Raw genomic sequence first — 26,845 nt, 5'->3', positions numbered from 1 at the left:
GAAGAGTCCCGGCCCGTTCACTCCCGTCCGGTGCGTTCCGGGCCCGGGCGGGGCATGGTGGTGATCAGGATGTGTCGCCTGCCTGCCGCGCCCGGCTGGCCGAACCCGCTTGGGCGCGGTGGGATCGACGAGGTGCGAAGCAGCGATCCAGGGGCAGGCGAATGGCGTTCGCGGCAGACCGCCTGGAGCCGCAGAAAGGGATGAACACCGTGACACGACCCAGGATCCTGGTGGTCGGCGCAGGTTTCGCCGGCGTGGAGTGCGTCCGTCGTCTGGAGCGGAGGCTCTCCCCCAACGAGGCCGACGTCACCCTGGTGACTCCGTTCTCCTACCAGCTCTATCTGCCGCTGCTGCCCCAGGTCGCCTCCGGGGTGCTGACACCCCAGTCGATCGCGCTCTCCCTGCGCCGCAGCAGCAAGTACCGGACCCGGATCATCCCGGGCGGCGCCATCGGGGTGGACCTCGAGGCGAAGGTCTGCGTGGTGCGCACCATCACCGACCGAATCGTCAACGAGCCGTACGACTACATCGTGCTGGCCCCCGGCAGCGTCACACGCACCTTCGACATCCCGGGGCTCACCGACAACGCGTTCGGCATGAAGACGCTGGCGGAGGCCGCGTACATCCGCGACCACGTCATCTCCCAGCTGGACCTCGCCGATGCCAGCCAGGACCCCGTGGAGCGCGCCTCCCGGCTGCAGTTCGTGGTGGTCGGCGGCGGTTACGCCGGCACCGAGACCGCGGCCTGTCTGCAGCGGCTGACGCACGCCGCCGTCAAGCGCTACAGCCGGCTCGACCCGAGTCTGATCAAGTGGCATCTGATCGACATCGCGCCGAAGCTGATGCCCGAACTGGGCGAGAAGCTCGGGCGGGACGCGCAGGAGGTCCTGACGCGGCGCGGGATCGAGATCTCCCTGGGTGTGTCCATCGAGAAGGCCGGGCCCGAGGAGGTCACCTTCACGAACGGCCGGGTGGTGCCCACCCGCACGCTGATCTGGACCGCCGGGGTGGTGGCGAGTCCGCTGATCGGCACGCTCGGCGCGGAGACGGTCAAGGGGCGGCTCGCGGTCACCGCCGAGATGTGCCTGCCCGACCACGACGGGGTGTTCGCGCTCGGCGACTCCGCCGCCGTGCCCGACCTCGCCGAGGGCCGGGAGGGCGCCGTCTGCCCGCCGACCGCCCAGCACGCCATGCGGCAGGGACGGCACGTCGCCGAGAACCTCATCGCCACCCTGCGCAACCAGCCGATGCGGCCGTATGTCCACAAGGACCTGGGTCTCGTCGTCGACCTCGGCGGCACCGACGCCGTCTCCAAGCCGCTCGGCGTCGAGCTGAAGGGCCTGCCGGCCCAGGCCGTGGCCCGCGGCTACCACTGGTCGGCGCTGCGCACCGGCGTGGCCAAGGCCCGCGTGGCGACCAACTGGGCGCTCAACGCGGTCGCCGGCGACGATTTCGTACGCACCGGCTTCCAGGCCCGCAAGCCGGCCAAGCTGAAGGACTTCGAGTACACCGACGCCTATCTGACGCCGGAGCAGGTCCGCAAGCAGGTCGGAGAGGCGGGGCGGGCCGAGCTGTGACCCGGCGGGCGGGGCCGGCTCGCGGCATGGCATGCTGAGAAGTGGATCTCGGCGTGAAACGGCCGGGAGCCGGCCCGGATCGACGGCCGGGGATCGGGCGTGAATCGGGAGAGTGTACGGCGGCGTGAAGGCAGCGGGGCGCTCGGTGCGGACACGGCTTCGGGACCGCGTCGCCGCGTCCGACCCCGGGCTGCTGCGGTTGACGGCGGGGCTGCGGACGGTGGGCGCCATCGCCCTGGCGCTCGCGGTGCTCGCCGTGTTCGGTGCGGACGTCACCCATCTGGTGGCGAGCGCCATGACGGCGATGGTCGCCACGTTCGCCATCCGGGAGAAGGAGCCCGGGGCGCAGGCCGTGACCGTGGCCCTGGGCCTGCCCGTCGCCCTGGCGTCGGTGTCGGTCAGCGCGCTGCTCGCCTCGCGGGTCGTCATCGGTGACGCCTTCTTCGTCGTTCTGATCTTCTGTGCCGTCTTCGTACGCCGGTTCGGCGACCGCGGCACCGCGCTCGGGCTGATCGGCTTCCAGGTCTACTTCGTGTCCCTGTTCGTCGGCGCCGAGGTGTCGGCGCTGCCGGGGCTGTGGGGTGCCATCGCGGTGGCGTTCGCGTCCAGCGCGGTGGTGCGCTTCGCGGTGGTCCCGGAGACACCGGCGGGCGTTCTGCAGCGGCTGCGGCAGGCGTTCCGTGCCCGGCTGGCCCAGCTGATCGCCACGCAGACCGAACTGCTGGACGCCGGCCCGGACGAGATCGACAAGACGCTCGAGCATCTGCGCGACGGCACCGCGCGCCTGCACGAGACCGCCCTGATGATCCAGTCCCGGCTGGAGGAGGGCACTCCGGACGAGTCCACGGCACGTCTGGTCCAGCGGCGCATCGCGGACGCCGAGATCGCCGCCGAGCGCCTCGGCCTGCTGCTGCTGACGGCGCGCAGCGCCGAGCGGGCGGACACCCTGACCCTGCATCTGCCGGGCGCGCCGGCGCCCTCGGTGGGCCGCTCACCGGCGCCCGGCGAGGCCGCGGAGGTCCTGCGCCGCGACCTCGGGGCGCTGCGCACCCTGGTGCTGCGGCCACCCGCCGAGGCACGCGGCACCGCGCTGTCGCATCTGCGCAACCGGCTTCTCGGCTACCGCGACGAGGAGAACCTGCCCGAGGCGACGGCGGCGGTGCAGGACGTCTTCCGCGGCATCGGTGAGACCGCGCGTGCCGTGATGGGGCTGAGGATCGCCCTGGACGGGCCGCAGGACGAGTCGGACGACACGCCCGCGACGACGCGTTCCCGGGAGGAACTGGACGCCGAGGACGCCGCCATCGACGCCGGTGAGGAGGCCACGCCGAAGGAGGAGCCGACCGGGCTGCGGCGGCCCACCACGCGCGCCGCGGTGCAGGTGTCGGTGGGGTCGTCGCTGGCCATCCTGGGCGGCGAGCTGCTGTCCTCGGAGCGCTGGTACTGGGCGGTGCTCGCGTGCTGGATCGTCTTCCTGAACACGGCCTCCACCGGCGAGATCCTCGTCAAGGGCTACCGCCGCGTGCTGGGCACGATGCTCGGGGTGGTGGCCGGCATCGTGCTGGCGGGCCTGGTGGGCGGCCACACCTGGATCGCGTTCGGGCTGGTGCTGCTGCTCATCTTCGCGATGTTCTACACGGCACCGCTGTCCTACACGTTGATGTCGTTCTTCGTCACGGCGATGCTGGGGCTGCTGTACACCCTGCTGCACACCTACAGCCTGTCGGTGCTGCTGCTGCGCGTGGAGGAGACCGCGCTCGGCGCGGCCTGCGGGATCGCGGCGGCGGCGTTGGTGCTGCCGATACACACCGACCGCCGTACGAACGAGCTGCTGGGCACGGTTCTGGAGCGGCTCACCGACGTCACCGAGGGTGCCGTTGACCAGCTCAGTGGCGGGCCCGCGGCCGATCTGCTGGACACGGCGCGGGAACTGGACCAGGCGCTGGGCGATCTGCGGGCCGCCACGCAGCCGCTCACCCATCCGATCACGCCGCTGCGGGCCCGGCGCGACACCGCCCAGTACGTGGTCGCGCTGCTGGAGACCTGCGCCTACCACGCGCGGTCCCTGGCCGCGACGGCCGAGCTGCTGCCCGCCCACCCCTCGATCGCGGCCGACCCGCGGCTGCGCGGTGCGGTGCGGCGCACGGTGCGCAACATCGAGGCGATCGCCGCCCGGGTCGCCGACGGGGACGCGACGCCTGAGGTGGAGACCGGGCCGAGCATCGCCTCGCTGCTGGCACCGGACGCCGCGGGGGTGCCGCGGTACGGCCGCATCACCGGCCGGGTACTGCGGCACCTGGAGCGCCTGGACGAGGCGGTCGTGGGCCTCGCCCGGCCGCTGGGCGTGCCGGTCAGGACGCCGACGCGGTGACGGTCCGCGGCGCCGGCGCGGTGACGGTCCGCGGCGCCGGCGCTCAGAAGTCGCTGGGCAGGCCGCTCGCCTCGGCTATGCCGCGCAGCTCCTCGTTCTGCACGTGGCGTTCCTTGAGGTAGTCCGCGATCTCCCCGAGGCGTTCGGGGTCGGAGGCGGTGGCCGCGTCGGTGACGACCCGCACCGGGCCGGTCTCGTCGGTGCTGATCTCGACGACCTCGTTGTCCAGTCGGCCCGTGACCGCGGTGGCGATGACCAGGGCGGCCTCGTCCCTGATCTCCTGCGGCAGCGCCTCTGCGTTCTCCCCGTCCAGGGAGAAGTCGATGGTGGGCATCTGGTGCTCGTCGATCGCCTGGAGGACGGGTTCCACCACGCTGAGCAGCAACTGGTAGTCGTGGGTCTCCATACGTATGCGCAGGAGGTCGAGGTAGACGTCCACGGGACGTCCGTCCGGCGGAGGAATCTCGTGTTCGTTCATTCGCCCCGTGTTCCCCGTGCGGAGCGCCTCAGACGCGGCGCCATCGCGCGAGGGCGAAGGAGAACCCGCCGAACAGCATCAGACCTGCGGCGACGCACACCAGGAGCCAGGGCCCGAGCGGGGTTTCGGCGAACGAGCGGAGGGTGTCGTCCAGACCCTTCGCCTTGTCGGCCTCGTAGTCGACGGCGGCCCGCACGGCGAAGGCGCCCGCCGCCGCGAAGACGAGCCCGCGTGCCGCGCCGCCCCCGACGCCGGTGACGTCGACCAGCCGCCGGGCCCGGGGGCTCAGCGCGCCGAGCTTCAGCTTCTTGTGGTAGCTGCGGCGCAGCGCCTGCACTCCGATCACCACTCCGGCGACCACGACGGTCACGCCTGCCACGCCCACGAGCCACCGCCCGGCGGGCAGCTCCATCGCCCTGGCCGTGACGTCCCTGGACTGCTGGTCGCTGGAGCCGCTGCCACCGGCACCGGCCGCGAACGCCAGTACGGAATAGGCGACGAACGCGTAGAACACACAGCGGGCGGCGGCCGGCAACCGCTTCTTCGCCGTGCGCCCGTCCTTGCCCGTCGCGCCGAACAGCGCCTCGGACAGCCGCCACAGCGCCATGCCGACGAGCCCGATGCCGAGGGCCCACAGCAGTACGGCTCCGAACGGCTTGTCCGCCAGCTCGGCCAGGGCACCTCCCCGGTCCGCCTGCCGGTTTCCGGTGCCGAAACCGATCTGCAGGGCCAGGACGCCGACCAGCACGTAGATCACGCCGCGAGCGGTGAGCCCCGCCCGGGCGGCCCCCTCGGCGGCCGAACCGTTCGCCGCCCGCCTGGCCCTGCTGCGTCCGGTGCGTGCCATGACACGTGCGTTCATGCGGACCTCCCCTCCGGGACTCCGCATGCCCCGGCATCCTCCGCACACACCAGGCGGCGGGGCCCTGACCCGGCGCAACGCGCGCCGCCCGGCGAAGGACCGGCTCCCGCTCTTCGCCGCTCCGGTCAGCGTGACGCCCGACTGCCCGTACGCCGCCTCGCGGCATACGGGCAGTCACGCCACCACACGTTCCCCTCCCTGGCTCAGTCCGCCACGCCTGCGGGCCCGGCCACGGGCGCGGGCACGGGCGCCGGGCCGGCCGCGAGCCGGCGGCGGGCGGCCTCCAGGGCCAGTGCCACGTCACGCGTGCCGGTCGACACACACGGCGTGTACGCCAGGTCCCGGGCACGGGGGCCCGGTGCGCCCGTGTCGTCGGCGGGCTCGCAGCGCGCGACCGCCTCGTACTCGTCGACGAGTCCGCGCGGCACCACGGGGTGAGGCATCGGTATCCGTCTCGTTCCTCCCTCGGACCCGGTGGGTCAGGCGCGCACCGGCCGGCCCGCCGGCCGGCGGCCCGCCCGCTGGCCCAGCGCCTCGTCTCGCACGCGGGCGCAGCTGCGGCTGATGAGCCGCGAGACGTGCATCTGGGAGATGCCCAGGTGGTCCGCTATACGGCTCTGCGTCATGTCCTCGAAGAAGCGCATGTAGAGGATGGCGCGCTCGCGTTCGGGCAGCCTGCGCAGGCCCTCCTTGGCGGACTCCCGGTCGATCACGGTGTCGTACGAGGTGTCCGCCTCGCCGAGGGTGTCCGCGAGGCTGTAGCCGTCGTCGCCCGCCGACAGTTCGGCGTCCAGTGACAGGGTGCTGAAGCTCTCCAGCGCCTCCATCCCGGCGCTGACCTCGTCTTCGGTCAGTCCGGTGTGGGCGGCGACGGCGGCCACGGACGGTTCGGGACTGCCCGGGCTCTGGGTGAGTTCACGCCGGGCCACCCGCACCTTGTTGCGCAGTTCCTGGACCCGCCGGGGCACCCGCAGGGCCCACATCCGGTCCCGGAAGTGCCGCTTGACCTCGCCGGTGATGGTGGGCACGGCGTAGCTCTCGAAGGCTCCCCGCTCCGGGTCGAAGCGGTCGATGGCCTTCACCAGGCCGAGCGCCGCGACCTGGCGCAGGTCCTCGATGGACTCGCCGCGGTCCCGGAACCGCCCGGCGATCCGGTGGGCCATGGGCAGCCAGGCCGTGACGAGTTCGTCGCGGACGGCGTCGCGTTCGGGTCCGTCCTCCAGACCCGCGAGCCGGCCGAAGAGGGCCATGGTGTCGGGGGCGTCGTCGTGCCGACGGCGGACGGGGGCGGCGGAGGTGTGGGTCGGCTCGCCGGGCGCGGGACGGGTGGTGGGCGTTTCGATGAGCATGCGGATCCGCTCCTGAACGGTGGTCTCAGGGGACTTTCCGCGGGAACGGCGCTGTCCGGGTCACTCACCCGGAGGGCCGAAGCAGCCATACCGCTCCCGCTGCTGCGCCTCCGGTCCGAAGCACGAACTTGCGACTGCCCCCGCACCGGTGGAACAAACTCCGCTTTTCGAAAAGTACTCAGGACAGCGGAACGACCACGGTGATGCACTTGCCTCCCGAGGGAAGGTCTGCCACTCGCACGTCACGTGCGAGCCTGCAGACGATCGGCCAGCCCCGGCCGCCGAGGCGGCGGCGCCCCTGGGGGTCGGTCCGCGGCACGGCCACCGGAAGGTCGTGGCTGCGGTCGCACACCGAGAGCCGGACGCCGGGTCCGACGACGTCGACCTGGAAGTCGGTGATGCCGCCGCCGTGCAGGATCGCGTTGGTGGTCAGTTCGGAGGCGACGAGCACGGCGTCCGAGAGGGCGCCCGCGTCGCACGAGGTGTGGCCGTCGGTGCCGCAGCACTCGGTGACGACCCGTTCGACGGTCCGGCGGGCGTCGGCCGGTTTGCACGGCCGGTGCCGCCGGTGCCGGTCAGCGCCGTACTGCTCGACGGCGGGTTCGGTCGTGCGCCTGTCACGCATCCGTCAGCTCCCTGGTCGGTGGGACGGGCCGGATCCGGTCGGCCCTCGCGCCGCGTGTGCGCCGCAAGGCCTCGCTCCTTCCGGCTGACCTCTGCCGCTGCCCCCAAACCTCCGGCCCTCCTTACGGCCCAGCGGCCATCCAGGCGCCCTGCGGGGGTACGCGGAGTACATGACGGATGTTGTGGACTCGGACGAACTGCTGCGTCGCATGCATCGAGCGAGGGCCTGCGCGGTGGAACAGGAGCGGACCTGGCGGGCGCGGAGGGAAGAGCTGCGGTCGACCGACCCGGAGGGCTCCCGGGAGGCCGCCGTGCGGACGATCGCGTACGAGACCGTCCTGCGGGTGCTGGACGAGGTGCTGACGCCGGGGCGCGACGCACGGTGAGGAGCCGCTGGTCGGACAGGTCGGATTGACGGGGTCCCGGCCGGGAAACCGGGTCGGCATGACAGCCGACCACACCCGCGCACCGGTCCTGGAAGCCCTCGTCGACTACCGCCGCGAGGGGCGGCTGGCGTTCACACCGCCGGGGCACAAACAGGCGCGTGGCGCCGACCCCGCGGTGCGCGAGGTACTGGGCGACGCCGTCTTCCACGGTGACGTGCTGGCGACGGGCGGACTGGACGACCGGCTCACCCGGGGGCGGGTGCTGCAGCGCGCCCAGGAACTCATGGCCGAGGCCGTCCACGCCGACCACACGTTCTTCTCGACGTGCGGGAGTTCCCTGTCGGTGAAGGCCGCGATGCTGGCGGTCGCGGGGCCGCACGAGAAGCTGCTGATCGGCCGGGACGCCCACAAGTCCGTCGTCTCGGGGCTGCTCCTGTCCGGCATCGAGCCGGTCTGGGTCGAGCCGAGCTGGGACGCCGAGCGGCATGTGGCCCATCCGCCGTCCGCCGGGGAGTTCGAGAAGGCGTTCGCCGCCCACCCGGACGCCAAGGGTGCCCTGGTCACCAGCCCGACGCCGTACGGCACGAGCGCCGACCTGCGGACCGTCGCCGAGGTCTGCCACCGGCGGTCCGCGCCGCTGATCGTCGACGAGGCGTGGGGTGCCCACCTGCCCTTCCACCCCGACCTGCCGTCCTGGGCGATGGACGCGGGCGCCGACATCTGCGTGACCAGCATCCACAAGATGGGCAGCGGGCTGGAGCAGGGCTCGGTGTTCCATCTGCGCGGTGACCTGGTCCCGCCGAAACTGCTGGGCATGCGGGCCGATCTGCTGGGCACCACCAGCCCCTCGGCACTGATCTTCGCCGGACTGGACGGCTGGCGCCGGCAGATGGTGTTGCGCGGCCGCGAGCTGATGGGCGGCGCGCTGGAGCTGGCGGCCGACGTCCGGGCGTCCGTCGAGGAGATCGACGGGATGCACGTCAACGACCGGGACGACTTCTGCGGCCCGGGACTGGCCCACGGCTTCGATCCGCTGCCCGTCATCATCGACCTCGACGGTCTCGGCGTCTCGGGGTTCCAGGCGGCGGACTGGCTGCGCGAGCAGCGGAGCGTGATCGCACACATCACCGACCACCGCCGCATCGGCACACAGATCACCCACGGCGACGACCGGGAGACCGCCGGCGAGTTGCTCGCCGCGCTCAAGGACCTCGCGCACGCCGCCCCCGGCCTGGATCCCGCCCCGCGCGTCGAGGTGCCGTCGCCGGCCGAGCTGCGGATGCCGCAGGTGGATCTGCCCAGGGACGCGTTCTTCGGGCCCACGCGGGACGTGCCGCTCGACCGGGCCGCCGGTCGCGTCGCGGCAGAGATGATCACTCCGTACCCGCCCGGCATTCCGGCGGTCCTGCCCGGCGAGCGGCTGAGCGAGCCCGTCCTGCGGTATCTGCGCACCGGTCTCGAGGCCGGGATGTACCTCCCCGACCCGAGCGATCCGGAACTGGAGACGGTCAGGGTCGTCGCGGAGAACGGCGAGTGAGGCCCGGGCCCCGGGGCGGCGGCGGCCCGGAGGAGTGAGACGGGTCACGTGCCCCGGTACCGGTTTCACGGAACGCCCAGAGATGGTTTAGCGTTCACCCATACGTGGCGACGAAGTCGACCGGAGTGTCCTTCGTACGTCACCGCTTACGGCCCTGGCTGGCTTCCCCCGTCCAGCCAGGGCTTTTTCACGTCCGCACGGCGGCGTCCCCGTCTCCGGCACGGAATCGGTACGGGATCCGCCCGCCGCCGAGGTGCTCAGGGCGCCGAGAGCGACTGAAATGGGCATAGGGAAAGCCCCGGAACCGAATCGCCGGCGAGGAGCCCCGTGCCATGACCAAAGCGATCAAACTCCTGACCGCCCTCCCCCAGCCCCAGCGCGAGCGTCTGATGACACTCGCCCGGGAGGTCTCCTTCCCGGAGGACGTCCGGATCTTCGAGGCGGGAGACCGGGCCGACCGCTTCTGGGTCATCCGCTCCGGCGCGGTCTCCCTGACCCAGCAGGTGACGTCTTTGCAGCGGGTCACGGTCGCCAGCCTCGGCGCGGGCGACCTGCTCGGCTGGTCCTGGCTCTTCCCGCCCTACGAGTGGGACTTCGGCGCCGAGGCCTTCAGCCCGGTGCGGGCCTACGAGTTCGACGCGGCCTCGGTACTCTCCCTGTGCGAGGAGGACCCGCGGCTGGGCATCGTGCTGGTGCGGTCGGTCGCCGAGATCCTCGCGCACCGGCTGGAGACCACCAGGGGCCGGCTCATGGAGCACTACGCGCTGCACGGACGCGGCTCCCTGTGAGGTGCCGTCGGACGCGGTAGCGGCGCGGCGCCGGCACCCCGGCCGCCAGGACCGGCACCACGTGGCCCGCACATCCTTCGACTGCGGGCATCACCGTCGCAGCATCCTTCGGACGCCGGGGCACGTGCCGGGCCCCGCCCGGTGGTCCGCTCAGGCCCCGGCGACGAGTGTGACGCCGAGGACGATCATCGTGGCGGCCACCAGACCGTCGATGACCCGCCAGGCCGCGGGCCGGGCCAGGAAGCGGCCGAGGTAGCGGGCGCCGAAACCGAGCGCGGCGAACCAGCACAGGCTGGCGACCACGGCACCCAGGCCGAACGTCCAGCGCAGCGCGCCCTGGTCGGCGGCGACCGAGCCCAGCAGGAACACCGTGTCCAGGTAGACGTGCGGGTTGAGCCAGGTCAGTGCCAGGCAGGTGAGGATCGCCCGCCGACGCGAGCCCGCGGCGTCGCCTTCCGCCCGCAGCGCACCGGCCGGCCGGAACACGCGCCGGGCGGCGAGGGCGCCGTAGCAGAGCAGGAAGCCGCCACCGATCCAGCCGACCGCGGTCAGCGCACCCGGCCAGGCGACGACCACGGCGCCCACCCCGCCGACGCCCAGGGCGATGAGCAGGGCGTCGGACAGGGCGCAGATACCGACCACGGCGAGAACCGCGTCGCGCCGTATCCCCTGGCGCAGGACGAAGGCGTTCTGGGCACCGATGGCGACGATGAGCGAGAGGCCGGTGCCGAAGCCCGCGGCCGCGGCGGTGAAGGCGTTGGTCATGCCCTTGACGCTAAGCGGACGATCATCAGGGGTACAGCTAAAGATTCTTACGTATCCTTAGCAATCGTGATGCCGGACTCGACGAACACGACGAACACGACGGACACCACGCGCACGACGGGCACGACGGGCACGACCGCGGCCGCGTTCGCCGAACTGCCGCTGGACCAGGTGCGCACCCTGCTGGCCGTGGTGGACGAGGGCACGTTCGACGCGGCGGCCGCCGCGCTGCACGTGACGCCCTCCGCGGTCAGCCAGCGGGTGAAGGCGCTGGAGCAGCGCACGGGACGGGTGCTGCTGCTGCGCACCAAGCCGGTGCGGCCGACGGAATCCGGCGCGGTGCTGGTGCGCCTCGCCCGGCAGGTGGGCCGGCTGCAGCGGGACGCGTACGCCGAGCTGGGGCTGAGCGGCGCCGGGGAGCCCACGCGGGTCTCGGTCGCCGTCAACGCCGACTCGCTCGCGACCTGGTTCCTGGGCGCGCTCACGCGAGTCCCCCGGGAGCCGCGGCTCTGCTTCGAACTGCGCCGCGAGGACGAGGACCACACGGCGGCCCTGCTGCGGGAGGGCGTGGTGATGGCCGCGGTGACCTCGTCGCCCGACCCCGTACCCGGCTGCACCGTCCAGTACCTGGGGCGGATGCGGTACCTCCCCTGTGCCGGTCGCGGCTTCGCCGAGCGGTACCTGAACGGGCCGCTGCGGGAGTCGCTCGCCGAGGCGCCGGTGGTGGTCTTCGACCGGCGGGACGACTTCCAGGACGGCTTCGCGCGGCGCCTGGGCCACGACGGCGCGAGTACCGCGCGGCACTACGTGCCGACCTCGGAGGGCTTCGCCGAGGCGGTCGCCGCGGGTCTGGGCTGGGGCATGGTGCCCGAGCCGCAGGCGGTTCCGCTGCTGCGCGCCGGGCGGCTCGTCGAGTTCGCCCCGGAGCTGGCGGTGGACGTACCGCTGTACTGGCAGCAGTGGCGGCTGGACTCCCCCGCCTTGGCGACGGTGGCCGGGGCGGTGGTGGCGGCGGCCCGGGAGGCGCTGCGGCGATAGGCGCGAGGGCACTTCCGAAGGAAGGCACCGGTTTCACTCCGCAGTCGACAGGTCACCCGCAACGGAGTAAGGCTTCACGAGGGCGCGAACGATACCGATCGCAGGTGACTTTGATGGACAACTGGCGAGAGCACGCCGCGTGCCGCACGGAGGACCCCGACCTGTTCTTCCCGATCGGCACCACCGGTCCGGCCGCGCTGCAGACCGAGCAGGCGAAGGCGGTCTGCCGGAGCTGTCCGGTCCAGGAGCAGTGTCTGCGTTGGGCGCTCGACACGGGACAGTCCATCGGCGTCTGGGGCGGGACCAGCGAGCTGGAACGCCGTGCGCTCAAGCGGCGCGAGGCCGTGCGCAGGCGGACCGGCTGACCCCGGGCGGCACGGCACGGGGGCGATCGGCCGCGTTTCCGAACGGCTCACACGTCACCGGCACCCCGCGGGCGCCGGACGTGGGCTCACGACAGCACCGCCCCGGAAAGGACCGGCCATGAGCGTCCGTGTGCACCGCGTCTACGACCCGCCCGCACCGGACGACGGCGTGCGCGTCCTGGTGGACCGGCTGTGGCCGCGGGGTGTGGCGAAGGACGCGGCGCGCGTGGACGAGTGGCCCAAGGGGCTCACTCCGTCGGCCGAACTGCGCCGCTGGTACCACGCGGGCGAGGGCTCCTACGAGGAGTTCGCCGAGCGGTACGAGGCCGAGCTGGCCGCTCCCGGGGCCGCGGAGCTCCTCGACCACGTACGGGAGCTGGCACGCGAGGGGAACGTGACGCTGCTGACCGCGTCCAAGTCGCCCGAGGAGAGCCACGCCACCGTGCTCCGCCGCCTCCTCGACGAGGCGTGAGGAGGCGGAGCAGCCGCCAAGGCGGCCCCGTCACTCAGCCGGTCTGCCGCGCCGCGGCACGCCCCGCCGCCCGCCCGGAGAACAGGCAGCCGCCCAGGAAGGTGCCCTCGAGCGCGTTGTAGCCGTGCACCCCGCCGCCGCCGAAGCCGGCCACCTCACCGGCCGCGTACAGGCCCTCGACGGGCGTCCCGTCGGCGCCCAGGGCGCGGGAGTCCAGGTCGGTCTGGATACCGCCGAGGGTCTTGCGGGTGAGGACGTGCAGCTTGACCCCGATCAACGGGCCCGCCGCCGGGTCGAGGATGCGGTGCGGGGCTGCCACCCGGCCGAGCCGGTCGCCTATGTACCGGCGGGCGTTGCGGATGCCCTGCACCTGGGCGTCCTTGGCGTAGGGGTTGGCCATCTGGAGGTCGCGGGCCTCTATCTGGTGCCGGATCACGGCGGCGTCCAGGAGCGGCTTGTCGGTCAGCCGGTTCATCCTGTCGACGAGTCGTTCCAGGTCCGGCGCGGTCACGAAGTCGGCGCCCTTGCGCAGGAAGGCGTCCACCGGGCCGGGCGCGCCCTTGCCGAGGACGCGTTCGCGCAGGAACCCGGCGCGGTCCTTGGCGGTGATGTCGGGGTTCTGCTCGGAGCCGGAGAGCGCGAACTCCTTCTCGACGATCTTCCGGGTGAGGATGAACCAGGAGTGGTCGTGGCCCGCGAGGTCCTCGGCCGTGCGCAGGTGCCGGAGGGTGCCGAGGGTGTCGTAGCCGGGCAGGCAGGGCTCGGGCAGGCGGCGGCCGAGGGCGTCGAACCACATCGAGGACGGCCCGGGCAGGATGCGGATGCCGTGGCCGGGCCAGATCGGGTCCCAGTTGCGCACGCCCTCGGTGTAGTGCCACATCCGGTCGCGGTTGACCAGGCGCGCGCCCGCCTCGGCGCTGATGCCGAGCATCCGTCCGTCGACGTACGCGGGAACTCCGGTGACCATCTCGGCGGGCGGTGTGCCGAGTCGCTCGGGCCAGTGGCGGCGGACGATGTCGTGGTCGGCGCCGATGCCCCCGGAGGTGACGATCACGGCCTGGGCGGTGAGTTCGAACTCGCCGACGGCGTCGCGGTTGGAGGCGACACCGCGGGGCGAGGCGTCCTCGGCCAGTACCGCGCCCCGCACGCCGCGCGCGGTGCCGTCCTCGACGACCAGGTGGTCGACGCGATGGCGGTGGTGGAAGGTGAGCAGTCCGTCCCGCACGGCCTGCCTGGCGTACCGCACGAACGGTTCGACGACGCCCGTCCCGGTGCCCCAGGCGATGTGGAAGCGGGGCACGGAGTTGCCGTGCCCGCCGGCCCTGAGGTCGCCGCGCTCGGCCCAGCCGACGGTGGGCAGGAAGGTGATGCCGTGTCCGGCGAGCCAGGACCGCTTCTCCCCCGCCGCCCACTCGACGTATGCCCGGGCCCAGCGCACCGCCCAGGAGTCCTCGTCCTCGGTCCGGTCGAAGCCCGCGCTGCCCTGCCAGTCGCTCCAGGCCAGGTCGAAGGAGTCCTTGACGCCCAGGCGGCGCTGCTCCGGGGAGTCGACGAGGAAGAGGCCGCCGAAGGACCAGAAGGCCTGTCCCCCGAGGTTGGCCGCGTTCTCCTGGTCGACGAGTGCGACTCGTTTGCCCCGGCTGGTCAGCTCGTGGGCGGCGACCAGGCCCGCCAGACCCGCTCCGACCACGATGACGTCAGCATCCATGGCGACCGTCCTTCCTCTTCCGTGCGATGGGCGATGGGCGATGGGCGATGGGCGATTCGAGGGGGTGCAGGGGGGTCGAGGCAACTCAGCGGGTGTTGCCGCTCCCGGTGAGCAGCGCGGTGAGCAGTTGTCCCAGCCAGGCGCGGGCGTGCTCGACGTCCCGGTCCAGGAGCAGTTGGGTGGTGACGCCGTCGTACGCGGCGACCACGGCGCGCGCGGCACCGTCGGCATCGGCCGGCACGGTGGGCGAGGTGGCGTGCCCACGCGCCCGGGCCAGCCGGTCGGCGATCGCGCCCCTGAGGCGCGCCCGGTGCTCCAGCAGGGTCCGCGCCACGGCCGGGTCGCGGGCGGCGTGCACCAGGAAGTCCGTCTTCACCAGGAGCCAGTCCCGGTCCAGGAGCAGCACCTCGGTGACGCGGTCCACGGCGGCCGGCACGTCCAGATCGGGCCCGTCGAGCGCGAGGGCGCCGGAGACCTGCTCCGCGATGAGGTCGGCCCGTTCGCGGTAGAGGGCGAAGAACAGCTCGTCGAGGCTGTCGAAGTTCGAGTAGAACGCGCCCCGGCTGTACCCGGCGGCCTCGCAGACCTCCTCGATCGACACCCGGCCGAACCCCTTGGCGGCGAACACCGCGAACGCCGCGTCCAGGAGGTTCGCGCGGGTCCGCACCCGCCGCCTGGTCACGCGCCCGGCCTTCGCCTTCATCGCCATCCACGGACCTCCCGCCGTTCGATACGCGAATGTATCCGATACGGCGGCGTATCCGAAGAGTCGTGACACACATAGAACACATTTTCGATTCGGGAGTACGCTGGTGGCATGACCACGCACCTCCAGGGCTCGCTCTTCGACCAGACGGACGAGGTCCGGCTCGGCCCGCTCGGCGGGCTGCACCGCACCCACCTGGGTTCCGGAGCCTGGATCGACCTGCTCCCCGGGTGGCTGAGCGGCGCCGACGTGCTGTTCGAGCGGTTGGCCGCCGAGGTCCCCTGGCGCGCGGAACGGCGCGCCATGTACGACCAGGTGGTCGACGTGCCCCGCCTGCTCGCGTTCTACGGCGCGGGCGACCCGCTGCCGCACCCGCTGCTGACCGAGGCGCGCGACGCGCTGTCCGCGCATTACGCCGAGGAGCTGGGCGAGCCCTTCACCACGGCCGGGCTGTGCCATTACCGCGACGGCCGGGACAGCGTCGCGTGGCACGGCGACCGGATCGGACGGGGCGCGCGCCAGGACACGATGGTCGCCATCCTCTCGGTCGGCGCGCCCCGGGATCTGCTGCTGCGTCCGGCGGGCGGGGGCGGCGACACGGTGCGCCGCCCGCTGGGACACGGCGACCTGATCGTGATGGGCGGCTCCTGCCAGCGCACCTGGGAGCACTGCGTGCCCAAGAGCACCCGCGCCGCGGGCCCCCGCATCAGCGTCCAGTTCCGCCCGCACGGCGTGCGCTGACGCCGAGTTGGCGTGCACTGCGGGGTGGACACGCGGGCGCTGACGCCGGACGGGCGCGCGTCCGTCGACGCCGGACGGGCGGACGGGCGGGCGTGCGTTCGCGGGGCGGACGGCCTTCATGTGCCACCACGATCGGGCGCGCGCCGTGGCCTCCCTCGACGTGCCGGCGGGGCTTGACGGCGACGTCCTGCTTCCCGGACACGGTCCCGCTTCCCGGACACGGTCTCGCTTCTCGGACACGTTCCCGCCCACCGCAGCCCGGCGAAGGAAGCCGCCCGACGGGCCCAGGAACGGACGTTCTAGAGTCGGGGCATGGCCTTGCAGATCAGCGCCACCAACCCGGAGCACCCCGCGCTCCTGCTCGAACTGCCGTGGCAGACGCCGCTGGAGGAGTGGCCCGAGGAGTACCTGGTGCCGCTGCCGCGCGGCATCTCCCGCCACGTCGTCCGCTACGCCCGGGCCGGGGACGAGGTGATCGCCGTCAAGGAGCTGGCCGAACGGCCCGCGCTGCGCGAGTACCAGCTGCTGCGCGACCTGGACCGGCTCGCCATCCCCGCGGTGGACGCGCTGGCCGTGGTCACCGGCCGCACCGGCGCGGCCGGCGAGGCCCTGGAACCGGTGCTGGTCACCCGGCACCTCGGCGGCTCACTGCCGTACCGGTCGATGTTCGAGACGACGCTGCGCCCGGCGACCATGCACCGTCTGATGGACGCCCTGGCCGTGCTGCTGGTCCGGCTGCACCTGGCCGGGTTCGCCTGGGGCGACTGCTCGCTGTCCAACACGCTCTTCCGGCGCGACGCGGGCGCCTACGCCGCGTACCTCGTGGACGCCGAGACCGGGGAGCTGCACCCGCGGCTGAGCGAGGGGCAGCGCGACTACGACCTGGACCTCGCCCGGGTGAACATCAGCGGTGAGCTGCTCGACCTGGAGGCGTCGGGGGCGCTGCACCCGTCCGTCGACCCGATCGACTTCGGCACGGAGATCTGCGCCCGCTACCGCGGCCTGTGGGAGGAGCTGACCCGTACCTCCGTCTATCCGGCGGGCAAGTACCACTACATCGAGCGCCGCATCCGGCGGCTGAACGACCTGGGCTTCGACGTGGCCGAGATGCAGATCGAGCACGCCTCCAACGGCGACACGGTCACCTTCGTGCCCAAGGTCGTCGACGCCGGCCACCACCAGCGCCAGCTGCTGCGCCTGACGGGCCTGGACGCCGAGGAGAACCAGGCCAGGCGGCTGCTGAACGACCTGGAGAGCTGGATGGCCACCCAGGACGACTACGCCCCGGGCGACCCCCTGGGCGCCCGCCCGGAGGTCCTGGCCCACCGCTGGGTGCGCGAGGTCTTCCGGCCCACCGTGCGCGCGGTGCCGGTGGAACTGCGGGGTGCGATGGACCCGGCCGAGATCTACCACGAGCTGCTGGAGCACCGCTGGTACCTGTCCGAGCGGGCCCAGCACGACATCGGTCTCGACACGGCCGTCACCGACTACACCGAGAACATCCTGCCCAAGGCGCGGGAGACCCTCCAGCCCACGGCGGACTGAGCGGCGTACCGCTCCCTCACGTGTGCGGGACCACCGCCACCGGGCAGTCCGCGTGGTGCAGCACGCCGTGCGCCACCGAGCCGATCCGGGCGCCGACGGCCGTACGGCGGGCACGGCGGCCGACGACCATCAACCGGGCCGCACCGGCCACCGACAGCAGCACCTGCCCGGCGCTGCCCATCTCCACGTGCTCGATCACCGGAACGTCGGGGAAGCGCTCGCGCCACGGCCCGAGCGCCTCGCCGAGCGCCTTCCTCTCGTACGACTCGAGGCCCCCGGCCTCGTCGGCGAGCGCCATCGAGCCCGGGCTGTAGGTGAACACCGTCGGCAGGGTCCAGGCCCGCACGGCCCGCACGGTGGCGCCGCGCGCGGCCGCCGCCTCGAAGGCGAACCCGATGACGTCGGCGCTGTCCTCCGGCTCCCCCTGCTGCCCCACCACGACCTCGCGGCCGGCGGCCTCGCCCGCGGCCTCGTCCCCGGCCCGCACGAGGACGACCGGCCGGGTCGCCTCGGCGATCACCTGCTGGCCGACGGAGCCGAGCAGGAAGCCGACGACCGCCCCGTGGCCGCGCGAGCCGAGCACCAGCGTCTCTGCCTCGACCGCGGCGGCGAGCAGCACGGCGACGGCGTCGTCGGCCTCGCGCACCTCCGAGGACACCGTGAGGTCCGGGTGCCGCTCGGTGACGGTCCGGACCGATTCGGCGACCGAGTCACGCACATACCGCTCCTGCGCGTCCCGGCCGCCCGCGCCGGCCGTGTCCTGCGCCTGCGCCTGCGCCTGCCAGGCGTGCACGACGTGCAGCGGTGCTTCCCGGCGGACCGCCTCCCTGGCGGCCCAGGCCAGTGCGGCCAGGCTCTCCTCCGAACCGTCGACCCCTGCCGTGATCGGGCGCGTCATGCGGGTCCCTCCCTGTGTCGCGGGCACGTCCATGAGACCCAGTCTTCCCTACGCCGTCCTCGTGACTGCGCGGTGGGCGCGGATGAACGCCGACGCGCCCGATCCGGTCACGCCCCGACGCCGGCGGGCCGCCGGGGCCCGGCCGGGTCGGGGTGAACCACCTCCCCGAGGCATACCGGCCCCGTCCGGCGCCGGACCGGCCGCCGGGGCTCCTCCGCGTGCCGGCGCCGGGGGGCGGCGAGTCTCGCGTGCGGGGCACCCGCGGCGGCCCTCCGTCCGCCTGAGCGGGACCCCGCGACCGAACATACGATGGACCGCAGGCCGGTGCGGTGACGGGGACGCCGTGCCGTGAATCCGGCCGTTCGACGTGGGGGACGTATGGCACAGGCCGACGGGGCGACGCGGACCGTCATCATGACCGTGGACGACGATCCGGGGGTCTCCCGAGCCGTCGCCCGCGACCTGCGGCGGCGCTACGGCGCCACGTACCGGATCGTGCGCGCGGAGTCCGGCGAGTCGGCGCTGGAGGCACTGCGCGAACTGAAGCTGCGCGGCGACCCGGTGGCCGTGATCCTCGCCGACTACCGGATGCCGCAGATGAACGGCATCGAGTTCCTGGAGCAGGCCCTGGACGTGTATCCGGGCGCCCGCCGGGTACTGCTGACCGCCTACGCGGACACCAACGCGGCGATCGACGCGATCAACGTCGTCGACCTGGACCACTATCTGCTCAAGCCCTGGGACCCGCCCGAGGAGAAGCTCTACCCGGTCCTGGACGACCTGCTCCGGACCTGGCGCAGCGGCGACCACCGGCCCGTGCCCAGCACCAAGGTCGTCGGGCACCGCTGGTCGGCGCGCTCCTCGGAGGTCCGGGAGTTCCTGGCCCGCAACCAGGTGCCGTACCGCTGGTACTCCTCCGACGAGCCGGAGGGGCGGCGGCTGCTGTCGGCGGCCGGGCAGGACGGGCGGCGGCTGCCGGTGGTGATCACGCCGGACGGCACCCCGCTGGTGGAGCCGGAGGCGCCCGACCTCGCGGCACGCGTGGGCCTGGCGACGACGCCGGCGGCCGAGTTCTACGACCTCGTGGTGATCGGCGGCGGGCCGGCGGGGCTCGGCGCGGCCGTCTACGGGGCTTCGGAGGGGCTGCGGACGGTGCTGGTGGAGCGGTCGGCGACCGGCGGGCAGGCCGGGCAGAGCTCACGGATCGAGAACTACCTCGGCTTCCCCGACGGTGTGTCGGGCGGGCAGCTCACCGACCGGGCCCGGCGGCAGGCGGCGAAGTTCGGCGCCGAGATCCTCACCGCCCGCGAGGTGACGGGACTGGAGGCAAACGGGGCGGCGCGGATCGTACGGTTCTCGGACGGCTCGGAGATCGCCGCGCACAGCGTGATCCTGGCGACCGGTGTCTCCTACCGGCAGCTCACCGCTCCCGGCACCGACGACCTGACGGGCTGCGGCGTCTTCTACGGCTCGGCGCTGACCGAGGCCGCCGCCTGCCAGGGGCACGACGTGTACATCGTGGGCGGCGCCAACTCGGCCGGGCAGGCGGCGATGTACCTGTCCCGGGGCGCCAAGTCGGTGACCCTGCTGGTCCGCGGCGACTCCCTCGCGGCGTCCATGTCGCACTACCTGATCCAGCAGATCGAGGAGACGCCCAACATCCAGGTGCGCTGCGGCACGGTCGTCGAGAGCGCGCACGGCGACGGTCACCTGGAGCGGCTGACGCTGCGCGACGCACAGGTCGGCGGCACCGAGCTCGTCGACGCCCAGTGGCTGTTCGTGTTCATCGGCGCGGCTCCGCTGACCGGTTGGCTGGACGGCACGGTGCTGCGGGACGAACGCGGGTTCATCCTCGCCGGTCCCGACCTCACCCCCGACGGGCGGCCACCGGCCGACTGGGAGCTGGACCGCCCGCCCTACCACTTGGAGACCAGTGTCCCGGGCGTGTTCGTGGCGGGCGACGCCCGCGCGGAGTCCGCCAAGCGGGTCGCGTCCGCCGTCGGAGAGGGAGCCATGGCCGTCATGCTCGTCCACCGGTATCTGGAGCAGTCGTGAGCGGGCGGCCGATGCCGTGCAGCCCCGAGGAGATCGGGGAACTGTTCCTGTTCGAGAAGCTGTCGTCCGAACAGCTGGGGCGGCTGTGCGCCGAGGGCGGGGTGGAGCTGTTCCAGCCCGGGCCGGTGTACGCCGAGGGCGAGGACGCGACGTGCCTCTACGTGATGCTGGAGGGGTCGGTCGTGCTCTCCCGCCGGGTCGGCGGGGACGACGTGGAGACCAACCGCACCTCGCAGCGCGGGGTGTACGCGGGCGCGATGCAGGCGTATGTCGGCGACCGGCTGCCGCAGGTCTACACCAACTCGATGCGCGTCACGGAGCCGACGCGGTTCTTCGTCCTGCCGGCGGCGACGTTCGCGGCCGTCATGCGGGAGTGGTTCCCGATGGCGGTGCACCTGCTGGAGGGGCTGTTCTTCGGGTCCAAGAACACCCAGCGGACCATCGGGCAGCGCGAGCGGCTGCTGGCGCTCGGCTCGCTGTCGGCCGGCCTCACGCACGAGCTGAACAATCCGGCGGCGGCCGCGGTCCGGGCCACCTCGACGCTGCGGGAGCGGGTGGCGAAGATGCGGCACAAACTCGCCGTCATCGCCGAGGGGCCGTTCTCCCGGGACGCGCTCGCGGGTCTCATCGAGATACAGGAGCGCACGGCCGAGCGGGTCGCGAAGGCGCCCTCGCTCACCCCGCTGGAGGCCGCCGACCGGGAGGACGCCCTCACCGACTGGCTGGAGGCCCACGGCATCGAGCAGGCCTGGCAGCTCGCGCCGACCTTCGTGCAGGCGGGCCTGGACGCCGAGTGGCTGGACCAGGTGGCGGCGGCCGTGGACGAGGAGATGCTGCCGGGGGCGGTCGGCTGGCTCAACTACACGGTCGAGACCGAGCTGCTGATGGACGAGATCGCGGACTCCACCGCCCGGATCTCGCACCTGGTGGACGCGGCCAAGCAGTACGCGCAGCTCGACCGGGCGCCCTATCGGACCGTCGACGTCCACGAGCTCCTCGACAGCACCCTGCTGATGCTGTCGGGCAAGCTCGGCCCGCGGATCGAGGTCGTCAAGGAGTACGACCGCACGGTGCCTCGGATCCCGGCGTACCCGGCCGAACTCAACCAGGTGTGGACCAACCTGATCGACAACGCGGTCTCCGCCATGCACGGCACGGGCGATGACGGCACACTGACCGTGCGGACGGCACTTCACCACGACCGGCTGCTGGTGGAGTTCCGCGACACCGGCACCGGGATCGCTCCGGAGATCCGCGAGCGCATCTTCGACCCGTTCTTCACCACCAAGCCGGTGGGCGAGGGCACCGGGCTCGGTCTGGACATCTCCTGGCGGATCGTGGTCGACAAGCACCACGGCACGCTCCAGGTGGAGTCCGTGCCGGGTGACACCCGCTTCCAGGTGCTCCTGCCGCTCACCGCCGCCGAATCCGAACCGACCGAGGAGCCGGCATGACCAGTGACACCGGAATCGACCCCGCCGCCCCGCCCAGCGGCACCGGCTGCGCCGAATGCACCACCGGGTGCCCGGTGGTGCAGAGCTTCGAGCCGGGCGAGGACTGGTACTGGGACTACGCGGCCAACGAGGTGCGGGAGTCCGGTCCGGAGCTCGCCCCGCCGGGCAGCCACCCCCAGGACCAGCCGTCCCCCGGGCCGGCGGGGCGGGTACCGCCGGACTGGGCTCGGACGCTGCGGCGCTGAGTCAGGGGGCCGCAAGGCCGCAAGGCCGCAAGGCCGCAAGGCCGCAAGGCCGCAAGGCCGCAAGGCCGCAAGGCTCAGCGTGACTCGGCCCCAGGGCCACTTGCCACTCGGCAGTGCAGCCCGTGGCCCTCGATCAGCGTCCCGGACGTGCGGGCCGCCCGGCCGGGGGCCTCGACCGGCGATCCGGTCGGGCGGCGGGCGGCGGGTGGCGGGCACTGGGGGCCCCCGATGGCACGCCCCGGCGACGGCGTCCGGCGGCGACGGCCGGGGTGCTCGTCCGCGGAGGAGCTGTCGGACCCGCGTGCCAGGATGGGCGTCGTGCAGCAGACCTTTTTCACCAGCCCGCTCGTCGGCCGCGAGGACGAAGTCGCGCGTCTCACCGGCGTACTGGAGCGCGCCCGCTCCGGGGAGGCCCGCGCGGTGCTGATCGCCGGGGACGCCGGGGTCGGCAAGACCCGGACCCTGGACGAGGCCGCCGGGCGGGCCGTCGCGGCCGGGACGACCGTCCTCACCGGGCACTGCGTCGACCTGGGTGACGTGGGTCTGCCGTACCTGCCGTTCACCGAGATCCTCGGTGTGCTGGCCGCCGACGAGCGGTTCGCCGCCGTGGTGGCCGCGCATCCGGTGGCCGACCGGCTGCTCGGCGGCGGGCCGGACGAAGGGGGCGACAGGGGGGCCACCACGCGGTCGCGGCTGCGGCTGTTCGAGGGCGTGGCCGCCCTGCTGGCCGAGCTGGCGGGCATCGCCCCGCTGCTGCTGGTCCTGGAGGACCTGCACTGGGCCGACCAGTCCTCCCGGGACCTGCTGCGGTTCCTGCTCAGCCGGGGAGTCCTGCAGCGGTCGGCCGGCGGAGCGCCGGGCGCGCGGCTCGCGGTGTTCGCCTCGTACCGGGCGGACGACCTGCACCGCCGCCACCCGCTGCGGCCCCTGCTCGCCGAGCTGGTCCGGCTGCCCGCCGTGGAGCGGCTGGAACTGCGGCCCCTGCCCGACGCCGACGTGGCGCGACTGGTGCGCTCCCTCGGCGACCGGCCGCTGCCGGACACCACCGTGCACCGGATCGTCGAGCGCGCCGAGGGCAACGCCTTCTACGCCGAGGAGCTGGTCGCGGCCACGGACGCGCCGGCCGGGGGTGTACCCAGCGGACTGGCCGACGTCCTGCTCATCCGGTTCGAGCAGTTGTCCGAGACGGCCCAGCAGGTGCTGCGCACCGCCGCGGTCGCCGGGCGCCGCGTGGGGCACGACCTGCTGCGGGACGCCGTCGGGCTGCCCGAGGACGAGCTGGAGTCGGCGCTGCGCGAGGCCGTGGAGCGGCAGTTGCTCGTCTCCGGCGACGGAGGCACCTACTCCTTCCGGCACGCCCTCGCGCGGGAGGCGGTCTACGCCGACCTGCTCCCGGGGGAACGGGCCCGGCTGCACGGCGCGTTCGCCCGGCTGCTCGCCGCACGGGACCGCCGGTCCGACAGCGCGGCCGAGCGAGCCCACCACTACCGTGAGAGCCACGACCTGCCCGAGGCGCTCGCCGCTTCCCTCGAAGCCGCGGACCACGCGCAGCGCGTCGGCGCGCCCGCCGAGGAGTTGCGGCACGTCGAGACGGCCCTCGATCTGTGGTCGGCGGTCGACTCCGCGGCACGGCCCGCCGGGCCCGACGCCGTGACGCTCACGCTGCGCGCCTCGGCGGCCGCCGCGCACGCCGGGGAGCTGCACCGCGCGGTCTCCCTCACCCGGTCCGCGCTGGCCGGCCTCGGTCAGGACGCCGACCTGGAACTCGCCGCCCGCGTCCGCTACACGCTCGCGGGGAATCTGCTGAGCGTCGACAATCTGTCGGCCGCGTTCGCCCACAGCAGCGAGGCGCTCGGCCTGATCCCCGCCGAGCCTCCGTCGTCCACGTGGGTGTGGGCCGCGGCGACGCACGTCACGGCGGCCCGCCAGGTCGGGGAGAACGAGACCGCGCTGCGAGTGGCGCGGCGGGCGCTGCGGGTGGCGGAGGACCTGAAGGTCACGGACGCCCGCGCCGATCTCCTGATCTCCCTGGCCGGGCTCGAAGGCGGCAATCGGAGCACTCCGCAGGGCCGCAAGCGGCTCCTGGAGGCGAGGGAGCTGGCACGGCGGTCGGGCAACGCTCCGGTGGAGATGCGCGCGTTGTTCAACCTCGCCATCGGCTGCTTCGAGTCCGGTGACCTGGAGGAGTGCCTGCCCTGGGCGGAGGAGGGCCTGGACCGGGCCCGCCGCTCCGGGCTGCTGTCCTCGCCGTATCCGCGGGAGATGCGGTATCTGCGGCTGCTGGTGCAGTACACGCTGGGCCACTGGGACGAGTGCGTGCGGGGCGCCGCGGACACCACCGGCGTGCTGCCCGCCGCGGGCGGTCACGCCGTCGGCCCCGGCCTGTACGTGGCGCTGGCGCGCGGCGACTTCGGGGCGGCGGAGCGTGCACGCGCGATGCTGGAGGGGCCGTTCGACTGGATGGGCACGATGGTCGCGGGCATCGTGCTGACCGACGCCGCCGCGCTGCGCGGGGACGCGGAGGAGGCGGTGCGGTGGGCGCGGTCCACCGTGGAAGCGCTCACCGACGACGCGGGCATACCGCCGGCCGTGACCGTCAGGCTCACCACCCTGGCCCTGTCCGCGGTGGCGGACACGGTCGTCGAGCTGCGCGCCGCCGGTGACGAGGCGCGGGTCGGCCGCTGGAGGGACACCGCGGCGGAACTGCTGGAGCGGGCCCGGTCGTCCGCCGGGCACGGGGCGGACGGCACGCCCCAGGGCCCGGAGGGTCAGGCGTGGCTGGCGCGCGCGGAGGCGGAGTGGACCCGGATCGCGGGGTCCGGACCGGACCCGGCGTCCTGGGAGAAGACGGTGGCCGGGTTCGCGTACGGCGACGCCTACGAACGCGCGCGCTGCCGGCTGCGGCTGGCGGAGGCCCTGCTGGCGGCCGACCGCCGCGAGGAGGCGGCAGCCCAGGCGGACACCGTACGCGGGGAGGCCGACCGGCTCGGCGCCACGCTGCTGCGCGAGCGACTGGACGACCTGGTCCGCCGCGCCCGGCTGTCGACGGACACGGCGCCCGCCGACGGCCGCGCGGCGGTGCTCACCGCCCGTGAGCAGGACGTGCTGCGGCTCCTCGCCCTCGGCCGCAGCAACCGCCAGATCGGCGAGGAGCTGTTCATCAGCGCCAAGACGGCGAGCGTCCACGTCTCCAACATCCTGGCCAAGCTGGAGGCGGCGAGCCGCACGGAGGCCGTGGCGATCGCCTACCGGCAGGGCCTGATCACTCCGGAACCGACGGCTTCGACCTGACCTCCGGCTCGCGACCGGCACCGGCAGGAGCCCCCGGCCGCAGGACGGCCACGGCTCGGGGCCGACACGGCCTGGCGGCTCCTCCGGCGCAGGGTGTCCCCCGGCGCTGGGCCCCCCGGCGCAGGGCTGCCGGCCGCGGGAACCCCCGGTGTCCGGCGGACGTTGACCCGGCACCGAGACCCCTGCCGGAGCAGGACCACACCCAAGGGCGGCACGATGAGTGAGCTGGTTCCCGGGGGCAACGTCCCCCTGCCGGGCGGACCCGTGAGCGTGCGGGTACCCGGCGGCTTCGACGTCTCGGCGCTCGTCACCGATGACGGCGGCAAGGTGGGCGGTGACGGCGACTTCGTCTTCTACAACCAGCCGGAGGCACCCGGCGCCCGGTTGCGCGACGACACGCTGATCGTCGATCCCTCCCGGCTGCGCCCCGGTGCGACCCGGGTGACGGTGGCGGTGAGCCCCTCGGCCCCCGGGACCGCCCCGGGCGCGCTCCCCTCCCCCACACTCCACGTCACCGACGCGCGCGGCCGGGCACTGACCCGGTTCACGCCGCCGCGCCCCCGGCAGGAGACCGTGCTGCTGCTCGCGGAGTTCTACCGGCGCGGCGAGGGCTGGAAGCTGCGGGCTCTGGGGCAGGGGTACGCCGACGGACTCGCCGGTCTCGCCCGGGACTTCGGGGTGGAGGTCGTCGACGAGTCTCCGGCACCCGACGACCGGGCCCCGGCCACGCCGACCGCGCCCCAGGCCGGCTCCGCACCACCTCCGGTCGGCTCCGACGGCTTCCTCGCTCTGGTCAACTCCGCCCGCGCGGAGGCCGGTTCCCGCCCCGTCTCCGCCGACGCGCGGCTGGCCGCCGCGGCCCGTGCCCACGCCGCCGCCATGGCCTCCGCGGGCACGCTGAGCGTCGAGACCCGGGACGGCCTCTCCGTCCACCAGCGCGTCGTCCGCGCCGGGTACGCGTATCTCACCGTCGGCGAGCACCTGGTGTCGGGCCCGCGCACACCCGCCGAGTTCGTCGCGTACTGCCTGCGCACCGAGCGGACCCGGCGCACGCTGCACGGCGCCGCCTTCACGCACGCCGGCTGGGCGCACGTCACCGGCGGACCGTCGGGAGACACGTACTGGACGGCGCTGTGGGCCGCACCGCTGACCCCGGACGGCCTGGCCCGCACCACGGCCGAGGTCGTCGGCCTCACCAACCGGGAGCGGACCCGGGCCGGTCTGCCCGCCCTGGCCGTCGATGCCCGGCTGACCCACGCCGCGCAGGCGCACAGCGCGGACATGGTGGCGCGCGACTTCTACGCGCACACCGACCCGGACGGCGGCAAGCCCTGGGACCGCGCCGCCGCCGCGGGCGCCACCCGGCGCACGGTCGGCGAGAACATAGCCTGCGGCCAGCGTTCCCCCGCCGACGTGGTGGAGGGCTGGATGAACAGCCCCGGGCACCGCGCCAACATCCTCAACGCCGACTTCACCCACATCGGCATCGGCCTCGCCGGCGGTGGCCGGGCGGGCACGTACTGGACCCAGCTCTTCGGCGGCTGAACACGGCTCCCGGCACACGATCTTGGCGGAACGGGTTGCTCCGGG

At 73.7% G+C, this 26,845-nt stretch carries 24 protein-coding genes; 15 read left to right on the top strand and 9 right to left on the bottom strand.

Going from position 1 to position 26,845, the window contains the following annotated elements:
- Nucleotides 1-200: 200 nt before the first annotated feature.
- The gene (locus ACZ4V1_RS31470; protein ID WP_468343020.1) at nt 201-1,577 is read left to right on the top strand and encodes an NAD(P)/FAD-dependent oxidoreductase; all 1,377 of its coding nucleotides are present in this window, start codon (nt 201-203) and stop codon (nt 1,575-1,577) included.
- A gap of 124 nt (nt 1,578-1,701) precedes the next feature.
- Nucleotides 1,702-3,948, top strand: coding sequence for an FUSC family protein (locus tag ACZ4V1_RS31465; protein WP_468343017.1), 2,247 nt, complete (start codon nt 1,702-1,704; stop codon nt 3,946-3,948).
- Between the two features lie 43 nt (nt 3,949-3,991).
- On the opposite strand, the gene ACZ4V1_RS31460 is transcribed toward ACZ4V1_RS31465, so the two are convergent.
- The 5 genes from ACZ4V1_RS31460 to ACZ4V1_RS31440 form a co-directional block, all read right to left on the bottom strand.
- Nucleotides 3,992-4,426, bottom strand: a complete 435-nt coding sequence (locus ACZ4V1_RS31460) for a hypothetical protein (RefSeq protein WP_468343014.1) — start codon at nt 4,424-4,426, stop codon at nt 3,992-3,994.
- Between the two features lie 28 nt (nt 4,427-4,454).
- Nucleotides 4,455-5,288, bottom strand: coding sequence for a DUF1206 domain-containing protein (locus ACZ4V1_RS31455; protein ID WP_468343012.1), 834 nt, complete (start codon nt 5,286-5,288; stop codon nt 4,455-4,457).
- Between the two features lie 203 nt (nt 5,289-5,491).
- Nucleotides 5,492-5,731 carry a DUF5133 domain-containing protein gene (locus tag ACZ4V1_RS31450; protein WP_468343009.1) on the bottom strand — a complete coding sequence of 80 codons (240 nt, stop codon included), beginning with the start codon at nt 5,729-5,731 and terminating at the stop codon, nt 5,492-5,494.
- 36 nt (nt 5,732-5,767) lie between these two features.
- A complete protein-coding gene (locus ACZ4V1_RS31445; protein WP_468343006.1) occupies nt 5,768-6,637 on the bottom strand; it encodes a SigB/SigF/SigG family RNA polymerase sigma factor in 870 nt (289 codons plus the stop codon).
- A gap of 178 nt (nt 6,638-6,815) precedes the next feature.
- On the bottom strand, nt 6,816-7,262 hold the full coding sequence (locus ACZ4V1_RS31440) for an ATP-binding protein (RefSeq protein ID WP_468343003.1): 447 nt from the start codon (nt 7,260-7,262) through the stop codon (nt 6,816-6,818).
- Nucleotides 7,263-7,431: 169 nt separating this feature from the next.
- On the opposite strand from ACZ4V1_RS31440, the gene ACZ4V1_RS31435 reads away from it, so the two are divergent.
- The 3 genes from ACZ4V1_RS31435 (at nt 7,432) to ACZ4V1_RS31425 (ending at nt 9,972) form a co-directional block, all read left to right on the top strand.
- On the top strand, nt 7,432-7,647 hold the full coding sequence (locus ACZ4V1_RS31435) for a hypothetical protein (RefSeq protein WP_468343000.1): 216 nt from the start codon (nt 7,432-7,434) through the stop codon (nt 7,645-7,647).
- A gap of 58 nt (nt 7,648-7,705) precedes the next feature.
- Complete coding sequence (locus ACZ4V1_RS31430; RefSeq protein WP_468342997.1) at nt 7,706-9,184, top strand: aminotransferase class I/II-fold pyridoxal phosphate-dependent enzyme; 1,479 nt, start codon at nt 7,706-7,708, stop codon at nt 9,182-9,184.
- A gap of 332 nt (nt 9,185-9,516) precedes the next feature.
- Entirely contained in the window at nt 9,517-9,972 is a 456-nt protein-coding gene (locus tag ACZ4V1_RS31425; RefSeq protein ID WP_468342994.1) for a cyclic nucleotide-binding domain-containing protein, read from the top strand.
- A gap of 150 nt (nt 9,973-10,122) precedes the next feature.
- Here ACZ4V1_RS31425 and ACZ4V1_RS31420 read toward each other — a convergent pair whose 3' ends face one another.
- A complete protein-coding gene (locus ACZ4V1_RS31420; protein WP_468342991.1) occupies nt 10,123-10,737 on the bottom strand; it encodes a LysE/ArgO family amino acid transporter in 615 nt (204 codons plus the stop codon).
- A gap of 69 nt (nt 10,738-10,806) precedes the next feature.
- On the opposite strand from ACZ4V1_RS31420, the gene ACZ4V1_RS31415 reads away from it, so the two are divergent.
- The 3 genes from ACZ4V1_RS31415 (at nt 10,807) to ACZ4V1_RS31405 (ending at nt 12,612) form a co-directional block, all read left to right on the top strand.
- Complete coding sequence (locus ACZ4V1_RS31415; RefSeq protein WP_468342988.1) at nt 10,807-11,775, top strand: LysR family transcriptional regulator ArgP; 969 nt, start codon at nt 10,807-10,809, stop codon at nt 11,773-11,775.
- A 113-nt stretch (nt 11,776-11,888) separates the two neighbouring features.
- Nucleotides 11,889-12,140 carry a WhiB family transcriptional regulator gene (locus tag ACZ4V1_RS31410; RefSeq protein WP_468342985.1) on the top strand — a complete coding sequence of 84 codons (252 nt, stop codon included), beginning with the start codon at nt 11,889-11,891 and terminating at the stop codon, nt 12,138-12,140.
- A gap of 118 nt (nt 12,141-12,258) precedes the next feature.
- Nucleotides 12,259-12,612 (top strand): DUF488 domain-containing protein, encoded by a 354-nt coding sequence (locus ACZ4V1_RS31405; protein ID WP_468342982.1) that lies wholly within the window; start codon nt 12,259-12,261, stop codon nt 12,610-12,612.
- Between the two features lie 34 nt (nt 12,613-12,646).
- Here ACZ4V1_RS31405 and ACZ4V1_RS31400 read toward each other — a convergent pair whose 3' ends face one another.
- Nucleotides 12,647-14,320, bottom strand: a complete 1,674-nt coding sequence (locus ACZ4V1_RS31400; RefSeq protein ID WP_468342979.1) for an FAD-binding dehydrogenase — start codon at nt 14,318-14,320, stop codon at nt 12,647-12,649.
- An 85-nt stretch (nt 14,321-14,405) separates the two neighbouring features.
- Complete coding sequence (locus ACZ4V1_RS31395; protein WP_468342976.1) at nt 14,406-15,029, bottom strand: TetR/AcrR family transcriptional regulator; 624 nt, start codon at nt 15,027-15,029, stop codon at nt 14,406-14,408.
- A gap of 108 nt (nt 15,030-15,137) precedes the next feature.
- Between ACZ4V1_RS31395 and ACZ4V1_RS31390 the strand changes: the two genes are divergently transcribed.
- Complete coding sequence (locus tag ACZ4V1_RS31390) at nt 15,138-15,767, top strand: alpha-ketoglutarate-dependent dioxygenase AlkB (RefSeq protein WP_468342973.1); 630 nt, start codon at nt 15,138-15,140, stop codon at nt 15,765-15,767.
- 312 nt (nt 15,768-16,079) lie between these two features.
- Nucleotides 16,080-17,312 carry a DUF4032 domain-containing protein gene (locus ACZ4V1_RS31385; RefSeq protein WP_468342970.1) on the top strand — a complete coding sequence of 411 codons (1,233 nt, stop codon included), beginning with the start codon at nt 16,080-16,082 and terminating at the stop codon, nt 17,310-17,312.
- Between the two features lie 16 nt (nt 17,313-17,328).
- Here ACZ4V1_RS31385 and ACZ4V1_RS31380 read toward each other — a convergent pair whose 3' ends face one another.
- A complete protein-coding gene (locus tag ACZ4V1_RS31380) occupies nt 17,329-18,210 on the bottom strand; it encodes a universal stress protein (RefSeq protein WP_468342967.1) in 882 nt (293 codons plus the stop codon).
- Nucleotides 18,211-18,588: 378 nt separating this feature from the next.
- Between ACZ4V1_RS31380 and ACZ4V1_RS31375 the strand changes: the two genes are divergently transcribed.
- The 5 genes from ACZ4V1_RS31375 (at nt 18,589) to ACZ4V1_RS31355 (ending at nt 26,800) form a co-directional block, all read left to right on the top strand.
- A complete protein-coding gene (locus tag ACZ4V1_RS31375) occupies nt 18,589-20,265 on the top strand; it encodes an NAD(P)/FAD-dependent oxidoreductase (protein WP_468342964.1) in 1,677 nt (558 codons plus the stop codon).
- A complete protein-coding gene (locus ACZ4V1_RS31370) occupies nt 20,262-21,719 on the top strand; it encodes an ATP-binding protein (protein ID WP_468342961.1) in 1,458 nt (485 codons plus the stop codon). The genes ACZ4V1_RS31375 and ACZ4V1_RS31370 overlap by 4 nt, the downstream gene beginning before the upstream one ends.
- Nucleotides 21,716-21,964, top strand: a complete 249-nt coding sequence (locus ACZ4V1_RS31365) for a UBP-type zinc finger domain-containing protein (RefSeq protein WP_468342958.1) — start codon at nt 21,716-21,718, stop codon at nt 21,962-21,964. The genes ACZ4V1_RS31370 and ACZ4V1_RS31365 overlap by 4 nt, the downstream gene beginning before the upstream one ends.
- A gap of 309 nt (nt 21,965-22,273) precedes the next feature.
- Nucleotides 22,274-25,255, top strand: coding sequence for a helix-turn-helix transcriptional regulator (locus ACZ4V1_RS31360; RefSeq protein ID WP_468343072.1), 2,982 nt, complete (start codon nt 22,274-22,276; stop codon nt 25,253-25,255).
- A gap of 216 nt (nt 25,256-25,471) precedes the next feature.
- The gene (locus ACZ4V1_RS31355) at nt 25,472-26,800 is read left to right on the top strand and encodes a CAP domain-containing protein (RefSeq protein ID WP_468342955.1); all 1,329 of its coding nucleotides are present in this window, start codon (nt 25,472-25,474) and stop codon (nt 26,798-26,800) included.
- The last annotated feature ends 45 nt before the right edge of the window (nt 26,801-26,845 follow it).

The organism is Streptomyces sp. NPDC028991 (assembly GCF_055564775.1).
Note: the sequence above shows the minus strand (reverse complement) of the source record. Positions and strands in the feature narration are given on the sequence as shown.

Coding starts and splice junctions, on each gene's coding strand:
- ACZ4V1_RS31380 (WP_468342967.1), bottom strand. CDS start 18,210: ATGACGCGCCCGATCACGGCAGGGGTCGACGGTTCGGAGGAGAGCCTG.
- ACZ4V1_RS31455 (WP_468343012.1), bottom strand. CDS start 5,288: ATGAACGCACGTGTCATGGCACGCACCGGACGCAGCAGGGCCAGGCGG.
- ACZ4V1_RS31445 (WP_468343006.1), bottom strand. CDS start 6,637: ATGCTCATCGAAACGCCCACCACCCGTCCCGCGCCCGGCGAGCCGACC.
- ACZ4V1_RS31405 (WP_468342982.1), top strand. CDS start 12,259: ATGAGCGTCCGTGTGCACCGCGTCTACGACCCGCCCGCACCGGACGAC.
- ACZ4V1_RS31410 (WP_468342985.1), top strand. CDS start 11,889: ATGGACAACTGGCGAGAGCACGCCGCGTGCCGCACGGAGGACCCCGAC.
- ACZ4V1_RS31440 (WP_468343003.1), bottom strand. CDS start 7,262: ATGCGTGACAGGCGCACGACCGAACCCGCCGTCGAGCAGTACGGCGCT.
- ACZ4V1_RS31450 (WP_468343009.1), bottom strand. CDS start 5,731: ATGCCTCACCCCGTGGTGCCGCGCGGACTCGTCGACGAGTACGAGGCG.
- ACZ4V1_RS31385 (WP_468342970.1), top strand. CDS start 16,080: ATGGCCTTGCAGATCAGCGCCACCAACCCGGAGCACCCCGCGCTCCTG.
- ACZ4V1_RS31395 (WP_468342976.1), bottom strand. CDS start 15,029: ATGGCGATGAAGGCGAAGGCCGGGCGCGTGACCAGGCGGCGGGTGCGG.
- ACZ4V1_RS31430 (WP_468342997.1), top strand. CDS start 7,706: ATGACAGCCGACCACACCCGCGCACCGGTCCTGGAAGCCCTCGTCGAC.
- ACZ4V1_RS31425 (WP_468342994.1), top strand. CDS start 9,517: ATGACCAAAGCGATCAAACTCCTGACCGCCCTCCCCCAGCCCCAGCGC.
- ACZ4V1_RS31375 (WP_468342964.1), top strand. CDS start 18,589: ATGGCACAGGCCGACGGGGCGACGCGGACCGTCATCATGACCGTGGAC.
- ACZ4V1_RS31400 (WP_468342979.1), bottom strand. CDS start 14,320: ATGGATGCTGACGTCATCGTGGTCGGAGCGGGTCTGGCGGGCCTGGTC.
- ACZ4V1_RS31360 (WP_468343072.1), top strand. CDS start 22,274: ATGGGCGTCGTGCAGCAGACCTTTTTCACCAGCCCGCTCGTCGGCCGC.
- ACZ4V1_RS31460 (WP_468343014.1), bottom strand. CDS start 4,426: ATGAACGAACACGAGATTCCTCCGCCGGACGGACGTCCCGTGGACGTC.
- ACZ4V1_RS31420 (WP_468342991.1), bottom strand. CDS start 10,737: ATGACCAACGCCTTCACCGCCGCGGCCGCGGGCTTCGGCACCGGCCTC.
- ACZ4V1_RS31390 (WP_468342973.1), top strand. CDS start 15,138: ATGACCACGCACCTCCAGGGCTCGCTCTTCGACCAGACGGACGAGGTC.
- ACZ4V1_RS31355 (WP_468342955.1), top strand. CDS start 25,472: ATGAGTGAGCTGGTTCCCGGGGGCAACGTCCCCCTGCCGGGCGGACCC.
- ACZ4V1_RS31470 (WP_468343020.1), top strand. CDS start 201: ATGAACACCGTGACACGACCCAGGATCCTGGTGGTCGGCGCAGGTTTC.
- ACZ4V1_RS31415 (WP_468342988.1), top strand. CDS start 10,807: ATGCCGGACTCGACGAACACGACGAACACGACGGACACCACGCGCACG.
- ACZ4V1_RS31365 (WP_468342958.1), top strand. CDS start 21,716: ATGACCAGTGACACCGGAATCGACCCCGCCGCCCCGCCCAGCGGCACC.
- ACZ4V1_RS31435 (WP_468343000.1), top strand. CDS start 7,432: ATGACGGATGTTGTGGACTCGGACGAACTGCTGCGTCGCATGCATCGA.